The organism is Leptolyngbya sp. BL0902 (assembly GCF_016403105.1).
In the GTDB taxonomy this organism is placed as follows: Bacteria; Cyanobacteriota; Cyanobacteriia; order Phormidesmidales; family Phormidesmidaceae; genus Nodosilinea.
The window spans coordinates 4,087,501-4,107,172 of sequence record NZ_CP046155.1 but is presented as its reverse complement, the minus strand read 5'-3'; the positions used below and the strand labels follow the sequence as shown (position 1 = coordinate 4,107,172).

The 19,672-nt window shown below is 54.8% G+C and carries 17 protein-coding genes and 2 pseudogenes (1 of these 19 cut by a window edge); 12 read left to right on the top strand and 7 right to left on the bottom strand.

Translation table 11 applies throughout. The features are described from left to right. Window positions 1–108 precede the first annotated feature (108 nt). Window positions 109–2,691, bottom strand: coding sequence for a leucine--tRNA ligase (leuS, locus tag GFS31_RS18160; protein ID WP_198806134.1), 2,583 nt, complete (start codon window positions 2,689–2,691; stop codon window positions 109–111). A 421-nt stretch (window positions 2,692–3,112) separates the two neighbouring features. Here leuS and GFS31_RS18155 point away from each other — a divergent pair, with 421 nt between their 5' ends. From GFS31_RS18155 to GFS31_RS18140, 4 genes are all read left to right on the top strand, one after another. Then, a complete protein-coding gene (locus GFS31_RS18155) occupies window positions 3,113–4,630 on the top strand; it encodes an NYN domain-containing protein (protein WP_198806133.1) in 1,518 nt (505 codons plus the stop codon). Window positions 4,631–4,768: 138 nt separating this feature from the next. Continuing rightward, window positions 4,769–5,680 (top strand): EamA family transporter RarD, encoded by a 912-nt coding sequence (gene rarD, locus GFS31_RS18150; RefSeq protein ID WP_198806132.1) that lies wholly within the window; start codon window positions 4,769–4,771, stop codon window positions 5,678–5,680. A gap of 114 nt (window positions 5,681–5,794) precedes the next feature. Then, window positions 5,795–6,916, top strand: a complete 1,122-nt coding sequence (locus GFS31_RS18145) for an endonuclease/exonuclease/phosphatase family protein (RefSeq protein ID WP_198806131.1) — start codon at window positions 5,795–5,797, stop codon at window positions 6,914–6,916. 11 nt (window positions 6,917–6,927) lie between these two features. Continuing rightward, entirely contained in the window at window positions 6,928–7,704 is a 777-nt protein-coding gene (locus tag GFS31_RS18140; protein ID WP_198806130.1) for a FecR family protein, read from the top strand. Between the two features lie 220 nt (window positions 7,705–7,924). Here GFS31_RS18140 and lepB read toward each other — a convergent pair whose 3' ends face one another. Continuing rightward, window positions 7,925–8,518: a signal peptidase I gene (gene lepB / locus GFS31_RS18135; RefSeq protein WP_198806129.1), complete on the bottom strand. Its 594-nt coding sequence runs from the start codon at window positions 8,516–8,518 to the stop codon at window positions 7,925–7,927. 617 nt (window positions 8,519–9,135) lie between these two features. Between lepB and ppsA the strand changes: the two genes are divergently transcribed. The 5 genes from ppsA (at window position 9,136) to GFS31_RS18110 (ending at window position 13,748) form a co-directional block, all read left to right on the top strand. Next, window positions 9,136–11,661, top strand: a complete 2,526-nt coding sequence (gene ppsA / locus GFS31_RS18130; protein ID WP_198806128.1) for a phosphoenolpyruvate synthase — start codon at window positions 9,136–9,138, stop codon at window positions 11,659–11,661. Window positions 11,662–11,746: 85 nt separating this feature from the next. Then, on the top strand, window positions 11,747–12,061 hold the full coding sequence (locus GFS31_RS18125) for a DUF4258 domain-containing protein (RefSeq protein WP_198806127.1): 315 nt from the start codon (window positions 11,747–11,749) through the stop codon (window positions 12,059–12,061). Next, the gene (locus tag GFS31_RS18120; protein ID WP_198806126.1) at window positions 12,049–12,255 is read left to right on the top strand and encodes a DUF2283 domain-containing protein; all 207 of its coding nucleotides are present in this window, start codon (window positions 12,049–12,051) and stop codon (window positions 12,253–12,255) included. Before GFS31_RS18125 ends, GFS31_RS18120 begins: the two co-directional genes overlap by 13 nt. A 35-nt stretch (window positions 12,256–12,290) precedes the next feature. Further along, on the top strand, window positions 12,291–13,115 hold the full coding sequence (locus GFS31_RS18115; protein WP_198806125.1) for a hypothetical protein: 825 nt from the start codon (window positions 12,291–12,293) through the stop codon (window positions 13,113–13,115). A gap of 120 nt (window positions 13,116–13,235) precedes the next feature. Further along, window positions 13,236–13,748 (top strand): hypothetical protein, encoded by a 513-nt coding sequence (locus tag GFS31_RS18110; protein WP_198806124.1) that lies wholly within the window; start codon window positions 13,236–13,238, stop codon window positions 13,746–13,748. Window positions 13,749–14,217: 469 nt separating this feature from the next. On the opposite strand, the gene GFS31_RS21535 is transcribed toward GFS31_RS18110, so the two are convergent. Genes GFS31_RS21535 through GFS31_RS18095 form a run of 3 tightly spaced genes read right to left on the bottom strand, consistent with a single transcriptional unit; the run spans window position 14,218 to window position 14,868 of the window. Beyond that, window positions 14,218–14,403: a type II toxin-antitoxin system RelE family toxin gene (locus GFS31_RS21535; protein ID WP_198806123.1), complete on the bottom strand. Its 186-nt coding sequence runs from the start codon at window positions 14,401–14,403 to the stop codon at window positions 14,218–14,220. After that, window positions 14,345–14,644: a type II toxin-antitoxin system RelE/ParE family toxin gene (locus GFS31_RS18100; protein ID WP_198806122.1), complete on the bottom strand. Its 300-nt coding sequence runs from the start codon at window positions 14,642–14,644 to the stop codon at window positions 14,345–14,347. Before GFS31_RS18100 ends, GFS31_RS21535 begins: the two co-directional genes overlap by 59 nt. Further along, window positions 14,641–14,868, bottom strand: a complete 228-nt coding sequence (locus GFS31_RS18095; protein WP_198806121.1) for an addiction module protein — start codon at window positions 14,866–14,868, stop codon at window positions 14,641–14,643. The genes GFS31_RS18100 and GFS31_RS18095 overlap by 4 nt, the downstream gene beginning before the upstream one ends. 325 nt (window positions 14,869–15,193) lie before the next feature. Between GFS31_RS18095 and GFS31_RS21715 the strand changes: the two are divergent. Both GFS31_RS21715 and GFS31_RS18085 read left to right on the top strand, forming a co-directional pair. Continuing rightward, window positions 15,194–15,268, top strand: a pseudogene (locus GFS31_RS21715) (hypothetical protein); the annotation flags it as partial. Beyond that, on the top strand, window positions 15,249–15,548 hold the full coding sequence (locus tag GFS31_RS18085; RefSeq protein ID WP_198806120.1) for a DUF2442 domain-containing protein: 300 nt from the start codon (window positions 15,249–15,251) through the stop codon (window positions 15,546–15,548). The pseudogene GFS31_RS21715 and the gene GFS31_RS18085, both read left to right, overlap by 20 nt. 145 nt (window positions 15,549–15,693) lie before the next feature. Here GFS31_RS18085 and GFS31_RS18080 read toward each other — a convergent pair whose 3' ends face one another. Further along, complete coding sequence (locus tag GFS31_RS18080; protein ID WP_225907494.1) at window positions 15,694–17,694, bottom strand: serine/threonine-protein kinase; 2,001 nt, start codon at window positions 17,692–17,694, stop codon at window positions 15,694–15,696. A 9-nt stretch (window positions 17,695–17,703) separates the two neighbouring features. Further along, window positions 17,704–17,775, bottom strand: a pseudogene (locus GFS31_RS21710) (hypothetical protein); the annotation flags it as partial. Between the two features lie 218 nt (window positions 17,776–17,993). Between GFS31_RS21710 and GFS31_RS18075 the strand changes: the two are divergent. Beyond that, window positions 17,994–19,672, top strand: partial view of an endonuclease MutS2 gene (locus GFS31_RS18075; RefSeq protein WP_198806119.1) — the 5' portion only. Its footprint extends 874 nt past the window's final position; only the first 1,679 of its 2,553 coding nucleotides appear in the window; it begins with the start codon at window positions 17,994–17,996; the stop codon falls past the right edge of the window.

The following is a 19,672-nucleotide window of genomic DNA, read 5'->3' as shown; positions in this document are numbered from 1 at the left end:
TCGTTGCAAATTGTGTTGATATTAGCGGCTCTGCGGGATGCCTGGATGGCGGGGTGCATTGCTTCGCGAATGGCACCCTACAGGGCGATTCAGGGGCATTCTAGCGACTTATCCCGCCACCACAAAGTTCACCAGCTTTCCGGGCACCACAATCACCTTTTTGATGTCCTTGCCTTCCAGATAGCGCTGGGCGATTTCGGAGTCGCGGGCGTACTGTTCCAAGGCCGCTTTGTCGGAATCGGCGGGGACTTCTAGGGTGCCGCGAGTTTTGCCCATCACCTGAATCACTAGGGTGATTTCGTCGGCGACTAGGGCGGCGGGGTCAAGGCTGGGCCAGGGGGCGAGGTGGACAGAATCGGTCTGCCCCAGTTGGTGCCAGAGTTCATCGGCCATGTGGGGGGCAAAGGGGGCCAACAGCAGCACCAAGGCGCGTACCCCTTCGGCGTAGATCGGGGAATCCTTGGTGGCAAAATCCCCCAGGGCGTTGTTGAGCTTCATCAGTTCCGAGATGGCGGTATTGAACTGGTAGTCGCCTTCGATGTCCTCCGTGATGTCCTTAATGGCGCTGTGGATGGCGCGACGCAGGGTTTTCTCGTCCTTAGAGAGGCTGTCGGGCAGGGCGGCGTTGATGGCGTCTCCCTCACGGGCGGCAAATTCCGTCACCAGTCGCCACACGCGGTTGAGGAAGCGGTATTGCCCTTCCACGTCGGCATCGTCCCACTCCAGATCCTTCTCCGGGGGCGCTTTGAACAGGATGAACATCCGCGCCGTATCCGCCCCATACTTGGCGAGGACGGCTTTGGGATCGACACCGTTGTACTTGGATTTCGACATCTTCTCGTAGAAGACTTCCAGGGTATCTCCGGTATCGGGATCGACGGGGTTAGCGGTATCTGCCACTTGGTCGGTGGGGACGTATTTGCCCGTTTTGGGATTTTTGTAGGTGAGGTTTTGCACCATGCCCTGGGTCAGCAGCCGCTGGAAGGGTTCATCGAAGTTCAGCAGACCGCGATCCCGCAGCACCTTGGTCAAAAATCGCGAATACAGCAGGTGCAGAATGGCGTGTTCAATGCCGCCCACGTACTGATCCACAGGCATCCAGCCGTTCACCTTAGCGGCCTCAAAGGCTTGCTCAGGATTCTTGGCATCGGAATAGCGTAGGAAGTACCAGGACGAGTCGATGAAGGTGTCCATGGTGTCGGTTTCGCGCTTGGCGGGAGTGCCGCAGGTGGGGCAGGGCACGTTTACCCAATGCTCTAACTGCGCTAGGGGCGAGGCTCCGCGACCGGAAAATTCCACATCCTCCGGCAGCGTCACCGGAAGCTGGTCATCGGGGACGGGCACAATGCCGCAGGAGGGGCAATGCACCACGGGAATCGGCACACCCCAGTAGCGCTGGCGCGAAATCAGCCAATCCCGTAGACGATAGTTGGCTTCGCCGTTGCCCTTGTCGTTGGCCTCTAGCCACTGAATTGCCGCCGCCACGCTTTGGCCTTCACCCTTGCCTGCCGGGGTGCCATCCAAGGGGCCGGAGTTCACCATTACCCCATCCCCCGGCCATGCCTCGGTCAGAGTATCGCCATCCAGGGTGTCCCCCTCCGGTTGGACGACGACTTTGACCGGGAGGCTAAACTTGCGGGCAAACTCAAAGTCCCGCTGGTCGTGGGCAGGGACGGCCATAATGGCCCCGGTGCCGTAGCCCATCAGCACATAGTCCGCAATCCAGATGGGAATCTTTGCGCCGTTGACGGGGTTCACCGCATAGCTGCCCGTCCACACCCCGGTTTTTTCGCGGTCTTCGGCGGTGCGGTCGATTTCGCTCTTAGCGGCGGATTCCTTGCGGTAGTCCTCCACCGTGGCCACGCGATCCGGTGCGGTCAGCTTCTCCACCAGGGGATGCTCCGGCGATAACACCATAAAGGTGGCCCCCCACAGGGTATCGGGCCGCGTGGTGAACACGGGCAACTCGTCGCCGCCCTCCGTGGTGAAGACCACCCGTGCCCCGGTGGATTTGCCGATCCAGTTGGCCTGCATCGTCCGCACCCGCTCCGGCCAGCCGGGGAGTTTATCCAGGTCTTGCAGCAGTTCTTCGGCGTAGTCGGTAATTTTCAAAAACCACTGGCGCAGCAGCTTTTTCTCCACCAGGGCACCGGAACGCCAGGAACGCCCTTCGCTATCCACCTGCTCGTTAGCCAGCACCGTTTGGTCGATGGGGTCCCAGTTCACCGCCGCCTCTTTTTGGTAGGCGAGACCCATGGTCAGCATTTGGATGAAAATCCACTGCGTCCAGCGGTAATAATCCGGCGCACAGGTGGCCACCTCCCGATCCCAGTCGTAGGAGAGGCCCAATTCCTGGAGCTGCGCCCGCATTTGGTCAATATTTTGGTACGTCCACTGGGCGGGGTGAATGCCGCGATCAATGGCCGCATTTTCCGCAGGCAGGCCAAAGGCGTCCCAGCCCATGGGGTGCAGCACCCGATAGCCCTGCATTCGCCGCACCCGCGCCACCACGTCGGTAATGGTGTAGTTGCGAACGTGGCCCATGTGCAAATTGCCCGACGGATACGGGAACATCGACAGGGCATAGAACTTGGGCTTGTCGGCCTCGTCCGATGCCTGGTCTAGCCGCTGATCGGCCCAAACCTGCTGCCACTTTGGCTCAATCTCGGCGGGGGTATATCTGGACTCCACGTCCCTAACTCCTACTGCTGCACGGGTTGCGAACTCTAGACCATGATAATGCCGAGTGGCGACGGGAAGACAAGTCGGGAAGATTAGGGTATTCCGTGGGTTCTTGCGTTGCTAGAAATAATTTGCATCGCGCCACAGAATGCCAACGAACTTGATGAGTGAAGAAAAGAAAAAGGATAGATTACAAAACTAGATACAAGGCTGCCCATTCTACTTTTTAGGAACCTTTTTAGAAACGGGTTTCTGCCCATGTCGCATCGCATCAGGTGATGGGCACAGACCCAAAGCACGCCTGCTTTTCCTCTGTTCGACGGTAGCATGCCTGGAAAATGGGTAGTCTAGGGGAAGAACCTCGCCCCTCCGGTGGAAAATGCTGGGTAGCGTTGGTATTGTTTCCCCAGTCCTCTTGTTGACTTGGCCCATGACTTCTGTGCCCGATGCGCCGCCTAGGCTTGATCAATGTGAAGCCATTGCCCGTTTGATTCACGCTACTGCCGTCGCTGCCCGCCAGCAGTATCCTCATTTGCTAACAAAAAGTGGACTGGTTTGGTTGCAGTCTGATCCGGTGGAAGCTCAGCCCACGGTTATTGCTGCCCTGTTGGCGCACCACACCGATACAGAAAGCCTCCGTCGGGCGGTGGATCATCTTTTGGATCAGCTCTTTGGGCCACGCTTTCCATCGACCAAAGCCTATGGTCAGGTGATCCAGCGGGTGCAGCAGATCTTGACCCCGTTGCCCCTAGATCCTGCGCCGCCGCCACCCTCTGATACAACGCCCATCCCTGCGGAAGGTGAGCCGTCCGCTGCCCTAGGGACTGCATCCGCCGAGGTGGTAGCCGATGCCCCGACAGCCTCCCTGCCCCAAGATGGCCCTAACCCATCCCTGGCTGTCAGGATAGATCCGACAGTGCCTTGGTCTGGGCTGTTGCTGGTGGATGCCGAGAACATGAACCCACCCGCCGCCCTCGAAGCCCATCTCCAGTCTTTGGCGCACTATCCGCTGCGCTATCGGCTGGCCTTTGGCAATTGGCGCACCCTGGGCAATCGCGACCAGGAGTTTTATCGGCGGGGCTACCAGATGATCCACGTTCCGTCTGGGAAAAATAGCGCCGATATCAAGATGTCTCTGGATGCATCGCTGATTTCGCTGCACCATCCTTCCATTCGGGAAGTCTTCATTTGTTCCGCCGATTCTGACCTACTGCACCTCGGCCATGCGCTGCTGCGCCAGGGGATGATTCCCTACCAGGTGAGCCACAATCCCCAGGGGTTTAAGGTGTTTAACCTGGCCCAGCAAACGACCCATACCATCGCCTTGCCGTCCGAGAGTGGAGAGGTTCGCAGCCCTAGCGCCGCAAAGGCTACCCCCCATATTCCTACTTCTCCCGCGCAGATGAAACACTGGCTGCGAATTCTCATCCTGCAAGAACAGCAGGCGAACCCCGGCCAGCCCGTCACCGTTGGGCGACTGGGGGCACTATTTCGGGAGCGCAACCACATTGGCCCCAATCAAATTTTGCAAACCAGCGGTGACTATGCAACCCTGACCCAGCTCTTGGAAGCCGATGATACTTTCGTCCTCACTCCAGCCGCCGAGGGGAACGGGGTTTACGTTGCCCTCAAGTTGCCCAGCCCAGAAGGACTCACCGCGCTCTTGCCCAAGCCTGATCAACCCTTTGCTGGCCCTATCACGGATGCTCAAAGCCTAGAGCAGGCCATACTTTCGGTGTTGCCTAGCTTGATTGCTCAGCCGGGGGGGCTGGTGTCGCTCTCTGTCCTTAGCAGTACCTTTGCCCAGGTCTATCAACAGCCCATGAATCAAACGCTTCAGAGCATTGGTGAACCCAAGGGGCTGCCAAAGTTCTTGGCAAAATGTACCTCCATCCGCCTGCAACGGAAGGGTAAGGATTGGCAGGTTGGGCTAGCCCTTCCAGGATAACGAAGGCGGCAAGGGCCATCCGACGACACCGGACTCATCATTGGGTTTGTCATTAGGGGCAATTCGACCGTGAAGCCGTCGGCGTAGAATAGACCTTCTGCCCTCAATTCATACCCTTGATTCGTTTAGTGTAGACCCTTGGCTCCATCCTCTCCTGCTGCTTCTTCCCTTCAGCCCGACCCCAAACAGGGTGCCCTCTATGCCCTGCTGGCCTATGGGGCCTGGGGGTTGCTGCCTGTCTACTGGAAATGGCTTGGTATTAGCCCAGCGGTGGAGGTGTTGAGCCATCGCATGATTTGGTCGGCGGTATTTTTGAGCCTGATTTTGCTGGTTCAGCAGCGGCTATCTGACCTGGTGGCCCTGCTGCGTCAGCCGCGACGGGTTGGCGTGTTGCTGATTACCGCCAGTTTGCTCAGCTTTAACTGGGGAATCTACATCTATGGCGTGAACAGTGATCAGGTGGTAGAAGCCAGCCTGGGCTATTACATCAACCCGCTGGTGACGGTGCTGCTGGGGTTTGTCTTTCTGAGGGAGCGACTGCATCCGCTGCAATGGCTGGCGGTGGCGCTGGCAACGGTGGGCGTGGGCTATTTTGTACTTCAGCTCGGCACAGTGCCATGGATAGCCCTGAGTCTAGCCGTTAGCTTTGCGTTTTATGGGCTGCTGCGCAAGACGACCCCCGTGGCCCCGTTGGTAGGGCTGGCGGTGGAAACTCTGCTGATTACCCCCTTCACCCTGGCCTTTGTCGGCTATCTGGGCGTCACCGGGCAGGGGCATTTTGGCCAGTCGCTGCCGCTCACGCTGCTGTTTATGGGGGCCGGGGTGGCCACTTCGATGCCGCTGCTGTGGTTTAACACCGCCGCCAAACGCTTGCCCCTAGCTACTCTGGGCTTTTTTCAATACCTGGCTCCTTCCATTGCGCTGCTGCTGGGGGTGCTAGTCTATGGCGAACCCTTCACCCCGACTCACCTGATTACCTTCGGCTGCATCTGGATAGCCCTCACCCTCTACACCGCCACTGCTTGGCGACAAAAGGCACAGCAAACCTAGGGCGAGGGAACCGCCAACCATTCACCATCCATCCACTGATTAAGGCCCGTTCATGGGATTCCCCCAGAGTGTGCCGCAAGGTGGAGGCTACCCAGGGAAAGGAGCAGATTAGAGATGACCCACCAACACCCAACGACTAGCCGTCATCGGCTGGGAAAAATCCTTTGGATTAGCACCTTCGCCTTTGACCTGCCCTTGGTGATCTTAATCGCTACCTTTTTCTACATCAGCAGCCCCCGCTGGGACGAGGCCGACTACGACAACACCATCACCTACAACCATCCCCCCGGCCCCGACAACCCAGACATCCTGCGGGTAGCAACCTACAACCTGGGCTATCTATCGGGAATGACCAACCAGCAAGCAGTAGTGCGGGATCGAGGACGGCTGGAAACCAACCAAGGAAAAGCTATTGCTGCTCTACAGCCGCAGAATCTCGACGTGTTGGCCCTACAAGAGGTAGATTTTGACGCCTACCGCTCCTTTCATCTGAATCAGCAGTATGCCCTATCCAGTGCCCTCGCCCTGCCCTTTGCCGCCCTGGCCGTGAACTGGGACAAGCGCTATGTACCCTTCCCCTACTGGCCCCCCCAGGCCCATTACCGAGCCGTGACCTCCGGGCAGGCGGTACTGAGCCGTTACCCCATCCGCCGTAACCATCGCCTGGTGTTGGAACGGGTGCCGACGAATCCCTTTTACTACAATGCTCTCTACCTCGACCGGGTGGCCCAGATGATGGAGCTGGATCTATCGGGCCAGCCATTGATGGTGATGAACGTTCACCTCGAAGCCTTTGACGCCCCCACCCGCCTTCGCCAAACCGCCGTTGTGCGGCAACTGGCCGAACAGTACGCCGAAACCATGCCCGTAGTGCTGCTAGGGGATTTCAACAGCGACCTAGACCGGGCGGAGGAAAGGGCGACGGGGGAAATGCCCTCCATTCAAACCCTGCTGGATTCTCCGGTCTTGGCTAGCGCCAGTCCCGTTGAGGCCCAATCCGCCACGTTTCCGTCGGATCAGCCCCAGTACAGCTTGGACTATATTTTCTACACCCCCGCCACCCTCGCCGTCCGGGATTGGCAGATCATCACCACCGCCGCCCAAGCCTCTGACCATCTGCCCATGATGGCTACCCTAGAGCGATTGCCGGATGGGGCTCATTCGGAAAGTCAACCAACGCAGGTGAAGACATCTCCCAATCCACCACTGCCCACCCAGGACAACCATCGACCATGAACCATAGGGTTTTGCCTTCCCTTCAACAACGCCCAACTCGCCTGCTGCAACCGTTGCGCTGGGGGCTGTGCTGCGGCTTTCTAGGGCTGGCCTTGGTGGGATGTCGTGGCCCCGTAGCGCCTCCCACCTCGACGGAAGCGCCCAATGCCTCGCCGACCCAGACGCTAGCGCCTGCCCCTCAAGTCGTCACGGCTGTGATCCGCGACATTATTGATCAGCCTGTGTGGGTGCGCCCTGCCCAGAGCGACGAAGCCCCGGCCCAGGTGGGCACCACCCTGCAACATGAAGACACCGTTCGCACCGAAGCTCCGGCCTTGGTGGAGATTGGCTTAGGTACGCTGGTGTTTCGGCTAGGGGGCAATGCCACGCTGACCCTGCGGCCCAACCAAACCCTTCAGTTGGCGGCGGGGCAAATGATTACCTGGCTGGAGGGTACACCTCCCGGCCCGGTGACGATTCAAACCCCGGTGGGCGCTGCGGGTATTCGCGGCACCACGGTGTTTGTCAATATCGATGAGGATCCCCAAGCCCCCGTAGAAATCTTTGCCTGGGAGGGAGAAGTCACCTTTCAGCCCACCGGAGCCACCGGAGTGGTGGTGATTCGCGATGGGGAACAGTTGCTGGTGCGTCCCGGTGAGGTCGATATAGCAGTGCTGCAACAGCGGGTGCGGCGGTTTGGGGCGGAGGAATTTCGCCAGCGCCTAGAGGCCAGCCCCCTGATCAACAATTTTGGCCAACCCCTGCCCACCCTGCCCCAAATTGAGGCCGTGGGAGAAACTCTGGAGTAAGCCCCTCCCCCCCAGCGCCTCTCCTCCCTGGGAGAGGGGAGCGAGATCTGTAGGAGAAGCCTTGGATTTATGGAAATTTGCCAGATGGCAGAGTCCCTTTGGCCCACCCTGACGGGAAGCCAGCTACACCCCCAGCCCCTCTCCCAATTTTGGAGAGGGGAGCTAGAAAGGCTCAAAGTCCCTCTCCCAGCGGGAGAGGGATTTAGGGTGAGGGCAGCGCCTAGGCAAGGCTACCCAGGCGGTCAAAGGGCCAAAATCGCAGGCGAGCTTTGCCGATGAGATTCTGCTGGGGCAGCGGCCCCCAAACGTGGGAATCGTTGCTGTCGTTGCGGTTATCGCCCAGCACAAACACATAGCCGGGGGGAATCTTTACCGCTGGCATCTCATACTGGGGCGCTTCGGCAATGTAGGTTTCCGGCAGGGGCTGACCGTTGAGAATCACCCGTCCGCCCTGCACCTGAATGGTGTCGCCCGGTTCACCGATGATGCGCTTGATGAAGGCTTGATCACGGGTATAGCCCAGCTTTACCAGTTGGGCGGGCGGGTTGAACACCACAATGTCGCCCCGGTGGGGCGATTGCCAGCGATAGCTGATCTTGTCCACCAGCAATCGATCCCCAATGTGCAGGGTTGGATCCATAGAATTGGAGGGAATATAGCGGGGCTCGGCAATGGCCACGCGCACTACCAGCGCCACCACCAGCGCAATTAGCAACACCCGCACATTGCCCCACAGGCTATCTTGGCGGGGCGGGGCGTCTGGCATTGGGGAGTCACTGGGGGACAGTTTGGAGCCAGACGGTTGAGAGGGCATAGGGACACGGGGATAAACGGGAACGGCGAAGGCAAATTAAGGGCGAGAGTGGACAACTCACCCTAGCCATCGAGACCCCATTATAAAGAACCCCTGCCGCCGTTTGTCCCATAGGAATTCGCGGCACGGAAAAGCGCCATGATTCGCCAAAGCCGTTTCGGGAGGCCTCGCTGAAGGAGTGCTAGGGAATCCGATTTAACCCATAGGTTTGGCCATGGCCACCGTAATCCCCCTAGCATCGTCACAGTTTTTCACTGTAATGCCATGATGTATTTCTATAATTTTTGCTAAAACAATTTGCTTTTCTAAAAGATTAAGACTTGAAACAAAGACCTTAAATAACCATGTCATTGTAGCGACATTGACCAATTCAAATTCTACGATAGGAAGGTAAAGCAAATTTTATGGCTTTACCTCCCAGCGAAGGCGCTTAAGAGCTATTGGAAACAGCTTTTGGGCTGGTTTTTGGTGTCGTTATTCAGTGTCGTTGTCCAGGCTGTCTCAACATCTTTTCAGCCTTCCATGGCTACGCCATCGGCTACGCTTTGACTGTGTTTTCGTGGATTTGCGAGGCTTAGGCGTCGCAGATCAAATCCTATTGCATTTGGAGACTTATTATGGTGCTATCTCATCGTCCAGAAGGCAACCTCTCCGGTCAACAAGCAAAGGAAAACTCCTTTATTCTCTGGTTTGAGGAAGTCGGCATTGATGATATTCCTTTGGTGGGCGGCAAAAACGCTTCCCTAGGGGAAATGATTCAGCAGCTCGGCTCCCAAGGCGTGAACGTGCCCACGGGCTTTGCCACCACCGCCTTCGCCTATCGCTACTTTATTGAAAAGGCCGGACTGGAAGCCCAACTGCGGGAACTGTTTGCCGAACTGGATCTCGATGATGTGCTGGATCTGCGGGCGCGGGGTAAGCAGGCCCGCTCCATGGTGATGAACACCCCCTTCCCTCCCGAACTGGAGGCGGCGATTAGTAGCGCCTACCTGCGGCTGTGTGAACGCTATGGTCAGGATCAGGAATTTTGTGAGCGGTTTGAGGGCGAATATGCCGATGAGTGCCGCAAGTTCTCCAGCGATCTGGACGTGGCCGTGCGTTCCTCCGCCACCGCTGAAGACCTGCCCGATGCCAGCTTTGCCGGACAGCAGGAAACCTACCTGAATGTCCACGGCGTCAAAGGCGTGGTGGAAGCCTGTCACAAGTGCTTTGCGTCGCTGTTCACCGACCGGGCCATTTCCTATCGCCACCAGTACGCCGAACGGATTGACGGCTTCGACGAATTTTCCGTCGCCTTGTCTGTCGGTGTGCAAAAGATGGTGCGGTCTGACCTGGCCACCTCCGGCGTCATGTTCTCCATCGATACGGAAACCGGGTTCAAGAATGCCGCGTTGATTACCGCCGCCTACGGCCTGGGCGAAAACGTGGTGCAGGGGGCCGTCAACCCCGATGAATACTTTGTCTTTAAGCCCACCCTCAAGGATGGCAAGCGCCCCATCCTCAACAAGCGCCTGGGCAGCAAAGAGATCAAAATGATCTACGACATCGGCGGCGGCAAGGAAACCAAGAACGTGCCCGTGGCCGAACCGGATCGCAAGAAGTTCTGCATCACCGACGATGAAGCCCTCACCCTGGCCAAGTGGGCCTGCATCATCGAAGATCACTACAGCGCTCACCGGGGCAAAGAAACCCCGATGGACATTGAGTGGGCCAAGGACGGCATGACCGGGGAACTGTACATTGTGCAGGCGCGGCCCGAAACGGTGCAGTCCCAGAAATCCGGCAATGTGATCAAAAACTACAAGCTGCAAGGCACCAGCGATGTAGTCACCACCGGGCGGGCCGTGGGCGAGATGATCGGCGCAGGCAAGGCCCGCGTGATCATGGATGTGCACCGCATCGCCGAGTTCCAAGAAGGGGAAGTGCTGGTCACGAACCGCACCGACCCCGACTGGGAACCGATCATGAAAAAATCCAGCGCCATCATCACCAACCAGGGGGGACGCACCTGCCACGCCGCCATCATTGCGCGGGAAATGGGCATCCCGGCCATCGTCGGCTGCGGCGATGCCACGGAGGTGATCAAGCCGGGACAGGAAGTGACGGTCTCCTGTGCCGAAGGGGAAGAAGGTCGGGTCTATTCCGGTCTGGTGCCCTTCGAGGTGGTGGAAACGCCCCTGGATAACCTGCCCCGCACCCGCACCAAGATCCTGATGAACGTGGGCAACCCGGAAGAAGCCTTTGGCCTGTCCGCCATTCCCTGCGATGGCGTTGGTCTGGCCCGGTTGGAATTTATCATCGCCAACCAAATTAAGGCCCACCCCCTCGCCCTCATGAACTTCGATAAGCTCGAAGACAAGGCCGCCAAGTGGGAAATCTCCCAGCTCACCGCCAACTACGACAACAAGCCCGAATTCTTCGTGGACAAACTGGCCACGGGGGTCGGCATGATTGCGGCGGCGTTCTATCCCAACCCCGTTGTCGTCCGCATGTCGGACTTCAAGAGCAACGAGTACGCCAACCTCATCGGCGGTCGTGAGTTTGAACCCCACGAAGAAAACCCGATGATCGGCTGGCGCGGCGCGTCCCGCTACTACGATCCCAACTACACCGAAGCCTACGGCCTAGAGTGTAAGGCGATCAAGCGTGTCCGCGATGACATGGGCCTCACCAATGTCATCCCCATGATTCCCTTCTGCCGCACCCCCGAAGAGGGCAAGCGCGTCCTGGAAACCATGGAAAAATACGGCCTCAAGCGCGGCGAAAATGGCCTGGAAGTCTACGTCATGTGCGAGATTCCCAGCAACGTCATCCTGGCGGATCAATTTGCGGAAGTCTTCGATGGCTTCTCCATCGGCTCCAACGATCTCACCCAGCTCACCCTGGGCCTGGATCGCGACTCCGCCCTGGTGGCCCACATCTTCGATGAACGCAACGAAGGGGTGAAGGAACTGGTGCGCCAAGTCATCACCCGCGCCAAGGCCACCGGACGCAAGATCGGCATCTGCGGCCAAGCCCCCAGCGATTACCCTGAGTTCGCCGCCTTCCTGGTGGAACTGGGGATCGATTCCATCAGCCTCAACCCCGACACGGTGTTGAAAACCATGCTGGAAATCGCCAAAACCGAAGACCGGGTGGGCTAGGGCTGCTCTGCCTAGGCTGAATAGCTAAACTATAGGGGTGGGTGTGGTGAAAATCATGCCCGCCCCTTTCACCTGAACAATCGTTGTGGAAGATTCCTTATACTTTGACGTAACAACACCATTGGGGCGGTGCATTAGAGTGACGGTGGCCTATTGGGAAGTCATCGTCACGATCAAGCATCCCATCATGCAAGGCAAAGAAGGTTTGGTGCAGCAAGCCTTGCAATCACCGATAGAAATTCGGCAAAGTAGAAGTGACCCTGATGTTTACCTACACTATGCCGCTGAGCCGCCCTACATCATTTGCGCGGTAGCCCGCTATCTCAATGGTGATGGTTTCTTGATTACAGCCTACCGTACCAACAAAATCAAAGAAGGTACTCTTCTATGGACACCCTAAAGATCTACTACGACGAACTTGGCAAAACCCTGACTGTCTGGTTTGGCGATCCATCGGACGAATTTATTGCGGAAGAAACCGGAGAAGAAGTTTTGTTGATCAAAAATCAGGCTGGTGTTGTCATTGGTTTTGAACGTCTGAACTACGAACTGGCTGAAGGTGAAAGCCCTAAAATTGAATTTATGACTGCTTAGCTGATAGAGCTATCATGCTGATTTGAGGATATACAATGTTTGAACTTCAAATCTTACAACCTGTTTTGTATGAAATCTTTTCTTTCGTTGAAAGTCGCACATGGTTTCAAGATATTCAAAATACTCGAGATTTGTACTGGAAAGTTCCTTCGCCTCCTGAAGAGATCTCAATCTACGTAGATGAAAACTGCTTATCAGTAGCGTCATATTGCGGCAGTCATGCTTCTCTATATACTAAAGAAATTAATTCAGACTACGTTCCTGACTCTGGCCTTAAATGCTTTTATTCTTCAGGGGAAGCTGCAAAGTTTACGCTCAAGAGTGGCCACATACGTGCGATACAGGATCTTCTTCGATCTAATCCTGTTCCATTTCTTTCGTATCTGAGGATGATAGGCAGAGAATCTGGAATCTTAATTCCTATGCGTAATTCTACACTCTTTATTGATTTCATCCCTGAATTTAACGACATCAAAAAAAGATTTGATGAGATAGAAAAATATCAGAATATTTGCACTATTGAGATAGAAAGTGTAGTCGATAGAGATATGATAGGCATAATTTATGACGACTCCAAGAAAGGTGTTATATCAAATCAACTGAAAATTGAGTTTCTGAATCTAGGAATGTGTATCACTCCTTTAGGAATGACTAATTCAATCTATTGCTTAGGTGGTCGAACAACGGGGAAGATGGAGAATTTTACAATTGCCTCTTGGCTACTTAATGTTGCTACTAGCCACCTAAACGAAAAGGATATATTGGAAATTAGGATGCAAGACTTAAGTCGTCCTGTGGCATTTTTTAGTGATCGTAACCGAGATAAGGTGATTTTACTGATGCCCTCATGGCTGCATTGATGGTGACAATATAACACATCAATATTGATGAGATTTCTGTATCGAGAAACCCCTTCAATCTATCGGGCAGATCATGCCATACTCTTCTTCAGAAAATCAATAATTAAGTTTATTAACATCATGAAATTAGCTGGTAAAACCTTGCCAAATCAATTCTTAATGCAAAGTTCAACATCAGCATCAAGTCAAATATCAGTTCCATCAACTGATTTGCCTAAATGGCTAACTTTTGAAGCCCCATTACTGAACACAATTGGTTTTAGCGCAATAGTTGCTGCTTTGATAGGTATTATGGGAAAATATATTGTAGACTCAAAACTCGAGCAACAGCGGCAAAGAAATACTGAAAGAATAAACTTAATTAAAACTTGGGAAGAACTACTGAATGATAAAAGTCTAGGTATTAATGATTTTATTGAACACTCAACCTATCCAAGCCTCGAAGTTTTCTTGTCTCAAAAAGGGAAAAAAGAAATAGAGCCTCTCATAAAGTACGCACTCCTTGAAAGGGAAGGCGTTATTCCTCCTGGAAAACTTATTGGGCAGGTGTCTTTTTGTTCTAATGATACTAGGTTTCGAGATATCCTGAAGCAGGAAATTTTGCATATCAAAATTGTCTGGAAACTCATGTAAGCGCATAAGCTACGTTAGCGATAGCTTAACACATCAGCATCTATTAAACTTTTCCTTAAAAAGTCTTTTCATCATAGTATAGATCATGCTGTGCTAATCCATACTATAGCTACTAATCAAAGAATTTTTCATTCCGAAGATCCTCCTTTAATGTAGCTACTGGCAATAAGCCATGACAACCCAATTGTCGCAAACTGCAAAAACATAAGCCAAGGTATAAAGACGTGAGTCAATGTCCAGACAGCCCAACCTTCAGTAATCGTCGTCAACATTTTTTCGCCAGCAAAAATGCCAGAAAATATAATAGTTAGAGATATTAAGATTTGATAGGTAACTATAGTCATGGCTTGGTGCAATTCATGAGACTTCTTAATATCATAGTAGTGTAAGAATCCTATATGTTGCATCCCGAAACTTTTCTCGCTATGTGAATTACGTTGAGCTAATCTATCCTACGGTAGTTCCGGGGTTAGTCGTAAACATTCTTGCGGTGCTGACATCGGCCCAAAATAACCACTTGGTTTTCATCGTCAATTTTGTAGCGTAGACGGTAATCACCAATACGAATACGATACTCAGCATGGATTATGCTATGCCTAGAGCCGATCCTGCCATGTTTTTGGGTTCCGCCTACCGTGAAAACATGCCAAGACAACAATCACATCTTGATCTACTACGTATAAAATTCCGTAGGGAAATCGTCTAATCAAAGCTCGTCTAGCTTGCTTATAAACAACCGGATAAGCCTGCGGATTGCGCCCAATACCAGACAAGCAAGCATCAATTGCTCGAACAAACTCAGAACCTAGACCAGAACTTTGAGCTTCGTAATATTCAAAGGCATCCTGAATATCAGACTCAGCTTCCGGGCGAATTATCAGACGATAGTTGCTCATTGAGACAACCCTAACCGTCCTTTAACCACTTCCCAAGAAGAACCTAAAGTGGGGTCTTGTTGATATTGCTCTAACCGTCGATCAAGCTCCTGGGTTTGGCCATCAGTCAACGGCAGCTCATCCGGCATCGCCAGAATACTATCCCAAAGATCCTCAGCCAACTGAATCCGTTCAGCCACACTAAGCTGAGAGATATCCATTTTCAGCAGCGGATGGTTACTCATCACTAAGCCCACCAGAACAATGTACCTATACTAACCCTATTACTTGTGGATTGTCTTAGTTCGTAGGATAGGCTAGCGGTAGCGTAGCGCATCACCCCTATTTAATTTTTCCCTCATAAGTTCTCCTCGACGACTAAATTATACTACGCAAATCTATCCTGCGGCGGTTCTAAAGTTAGTCGTAAACACTTTTTAAGTGCTGACATCGGCCCAAAATAACCACTTGGTTCTCATCGCCAATTTTGTAGCGTAGACGATAATCGCCAAACTTTGACTTAACTCCGTTAGGTTAAAGACAAACCGAGGCTTCAAAGATCACGAACTCAACCAGATCGCTAAGATCATTTCAGCCAATCAAGAGGACATTCTGGAGGCTTGGCATGACTACTTTGACCCTTGAAACAGAACCCCTTGCGGTGGCAATCTCCTTTGAAGCTGACAAACTCATCGTTGAACTCGCCGATGGTCGCAGTCTAGTCGTGCCTTTGGTATGGTATCCCCGCCTCATGCATGGCTCTAGGCAGGAAAGAGCCAACTGGCAGTTGTTGGGTGAAGGATATGCCATCGAATGGCCTGATCTCGATGAGCATATTGGCATTGAAGGCTTACTGGCAGGTCGCCGCAGCAGCGAAAGCCAACGCTCCCTTGACTGCTGGCTATTCACTCGTCAGGGAAGATAAAGCCAAGGCTACAATTGTCCATGGGTTATTTCTGCTGGTGCTGTATGGCCATCTTCCTCCATCAGATTGCTAGGGTCGTTAAAGCTAATCAAAAGGCTATTGCAAATACTGGGTATGGTGGCTTGAACCCTTGCGCGTTGAATCGCTATTGTGGGCACCATTGCCATAGTTTGATGGTTTTGTCGGAACTGGAGCTAGCTAATAGTTCGCCGTGGCTGTGTACCGCCAAGCTATGAATGGGGTTGGTGTGGGCGTGAATAACGTGCTGTAGGGTGCCGTCAATCCGCCAAATTCGCAGGGTGCCATCGCTGCCGCCGCTCACTAGTCGCTGGCTGTCGGGAAAGAAGGCGACGGTATTGACTTCCTGGGTATGGCCCTGAAGAATTGGCCCTGGATCTCCGTTGGGCAGGTGCCAAAGCCTTACGGTACGGTCTTTGCTGGCACTGGCAATCCATTGGTGGTTAGGGCTTACGGCAACTTGGTTAACGGTGTTGGCATGGCCGCTGAGAGTGTGGCTGCTCACGGCTGTTTGTGGGTTCCACAGTCGCACCGTATTATCTAATCCGCCGCTAATGAGGAGGCTGTCATCTAGCGCCCAGGCTACGGATTTAACCATCCCGGCTGAGCCCACCAGGGTTTTGACTAAATTGCCTCGATCTAGCGTCCATAGCCGAATCGTGCGATCCTCGCTGCCGCTAGCCAAGAGAAAGCCTTGGCTACCAATCGCCACGGTGGTTACATCTCGCAGGTGGCCTTTGAGGACGTGTAACAGGGCGCAATTACTTAGATTCCAAACCTTGACTGTGGCATCATCACCACAGCTAGCGAGTACCTGCCCGCCGCTGCCCATGGCAACGCCGTTTACCCCTCGGTCGTGGGCGGTCAGGGTGTGGAGAACTTGACCTGTTTGCCAGTCCCAAATTCGTACCGTTTTATCGAGGCTGCCGCTGACCAACAGAGGCCGCTTGGCGTTAAAGGCTACTGTCACCACCCAAGACTGGTGTTCCGTCAGCCGCCTAACCTCTTGCCAACCAGGGCCGCTGGGAGGCGCGGAGGTGGGGATCGGCGGCGGCAACTGGGGCGATTGGGGGGAAGGTATGAGAGGAGTCGAACGCTCTGAATGGGTTGGATGGGGTTGGATAGGGTTGGATGGGGGGGGCATTGGAGGGGATACCTCTGCCCCAGGCAATCCCAACGGAGAGGGCAGCACTGTTGTGGGTAACGATAGCCCTGCCCGTTCTCCTGGCCCGCTCATCGGCGGTTTGGGCAACCCGGTAAAGAGGCTGTCTGGGCTAGCGGTACTGCGCCATCCCGGCACTGAGCCAGACAGCTTGGGCAGACGTTGCAGGTCGCTCAGCACATCTTGGGCTGTTTGGTATCGCTCACTGACCAAGTCCTTAGTCATGCCGTTGAGAATATCCACCAGTCCAGGACTAAGGGTACGGCCCATCTGCTGAAGCCGCTCTTGCCAAACCCAGCGCCCTTCTAGGGGGCTGTAGAGATCCTCAGGTCTGCACCCCGTCAGCCCATGAAGGCAAGTAACCCCCAAACTATAGAGGTCGCTAGATGGGTAGGCTTGGCCGCTGCGTAATTGCTCCATGGGCGCATAGCCTTCCGTGCCGATGCGGGTGCCCGGTTCATACATCACCGCCTCGCTAAATTGTTTGGCTACACCAAAGTCAATTAAAATTGGCACTCCATCGGCCTTGCGGCGCATGATGTTGGCGGGTGTAATATCGCGATGGATGACGCCTCGGCTATGGATGAAGGTCAGGACAGGCAGTAAATCCTCTAGGAGGTTGCGAACGTCCTGGTCTTCGTACGGCCCTTTGACGGCGACCTCCTGGAATAGGGTGCGGCCCGCAATCATTTGCTGTACTAAGTACAGATACTTATTCTGTTCAAAGTAGGCGAGGAGGTGAGGAATTTGGGGATGTTCCCCCAGTTCGTTGAGCCGCACCGCTTCCTGCTCAAAAAGCTGGACAGCTTTCAGGAATGACTTGGTGCCCTGGTTTTGGGGGGCAAATTGCTTAATGACGCAGCGTTGATTCAGGCGATCCGTATCCAGCGCAAAGTAGGTACGGCCAAACCCGCCCCGACCTATTAGTTTCAGGGGGCGATAGCGCCCTCTCAACTTTGGAATCAAAGGGCTTCCACAGCTTGGGCAAGTCCTCGCCAAGGTTGCGTGATTGGGCTGGGGGCAGTTTGGGTTAAGGCAGCATATCATCACAACGACAAACCGGGTCGGGAAGAGCCAAACGCTATGCCTTCAGTGTATGGGAGACTCCACGGAAACGATGCACCTCTGGATCAACCTGTTTGCGAATCGCCCATCGAAGCGTCCCACTCTTCCATCTTCGCCCCGATAGGCAGGAGTTTCCTATACTTTAAGAATTAAGAAATCCGTGATGCAACGTTAGATCCCTTCACCCAAGCCTGCCTGCCTTGATTCAGCAAGAAACCCTCAACCTGCTAGAGTGGCCCCGCCTGTGCCAGCACCTGTCCACCTTTGCCGCCACCAAGTTAGGTGCCCTCGCGGTTCAGAATTTGGCGATCCCTGCCACCCAAGCCGAAAGCGAAACCCTGCTCACCCAAACCCGTGAAGTCTACTGGCTCGATCAGCACACCACGGGCCTTAGCTTTGGCGGCATCCGCGACATCACCGCCCCCCTAGAACGGGCCAACCGCCAGGGCATACTCAGCGGTGAGGAACTGCTGGATATCGCGACAACCCTCAACGGTGCCCGCCAACTGCGCCGCGCCATCGAGGCCCAATCCGCAGAAGACCTGCCCCTGCTTCAGGAGATGGTAGCCGAACTCCGCACCTATCCCGAACTAGAGCAGCAAATCCACCACTGCATCGATGACCGGGGCGATGTGACGGATCGCGCCAGCAGCAAGCTCAGTTCCATCCGCGACCGCCTCAAAGCCACCCGCAGCGACATCCAGCAACGGCTCCAGCGGATCATGCAGCGCCAGTCCGGTGCCCTGCAAGAAGCCCTGATTACCCAGCGGGGCGACCGCTTTGTGCTGCCCGTCAAAGCGCCCCAAAAAGACGCCATCCCAGGATTGGTACACGATACCTCCGCCAGTGGCGCGACTTTATATATAGAACCCCACGCCATCGTTGAGCTAGGCAACCAACTGCGCCAACTCCTGCGCCAAGAACGCACCGAAATCGAGGTTGTTCTACGCCAGCTCTCGGAACAAGTTGCTGAGGTCTACAACGATCTTGAACACCTGCTGGCCACCGTCACCCGGCTCGATTTGGCCTACGCCCGCGCCCGCTACTCCCTCTGGCTAGAGGCCAACCCACCCCGCTTTACCGAACCCAACGAATCCACCACCCTGCGCCAACTGCGTCATCCCCTCTTGCTTTGGCAACAGCGCCACGAACAGGGTTCTGAGGTGGTGCCCATCGACCTATTGATGCAGCCCAACCTGCGCGTCATTGCCATCACTGGCCCCAACACCGGAGGCAAAACGGTGACGCTCAAAACCCTGGGCCTCGCCGTGCTGATGGCCAAAGTTGGCCTCTTTATCCCCGCCCGCGAACCCGTTGAACTGCCCTGGTTCGAGCAAGTCCTGGCCGACATCGGCGACGAACAATCCATCGAACAAAGTCTCTCCACCTTCTCCGGCCACATCAAACGCATTGGTCGCATTTTAGAGGCACTGGATGATTCAAAATTCAAAGTTCAAAATTCAGAGTCTCTGCCGCCATCAGATTCCCCGGATTTCCTCGATTCCTTTGATTCCCCTAGTTCTGCTGTAGACCATCTCCCCATCTCCCCATCTCCCGACTCCCCACTCCCGACTCCCCACTCCCGACTCCCGACTCCCCACTCCCTCACCAACGCCCTCATCCTCCTCGACGAAGTGGGCGCAGGCACCGACCCCACCGAAGGCACTGCCCTCGCCATTGCCTTGCTGAAATACTTGGCTGATCATGCCTGCCTCACCGTGGCCACCACCCACTATGGCGAACTCAAAGCCCTGAAATACCAGGATTCCCGCTTTGAAAACGCCTCGGTGGAATTTGATGATGTCAGCCTCTCCCCCACCTATCGCCTGTTGTGGGGCATTCCGGGCCGTTCCAACGCCCTCTCCATCGCCCGTCGCTT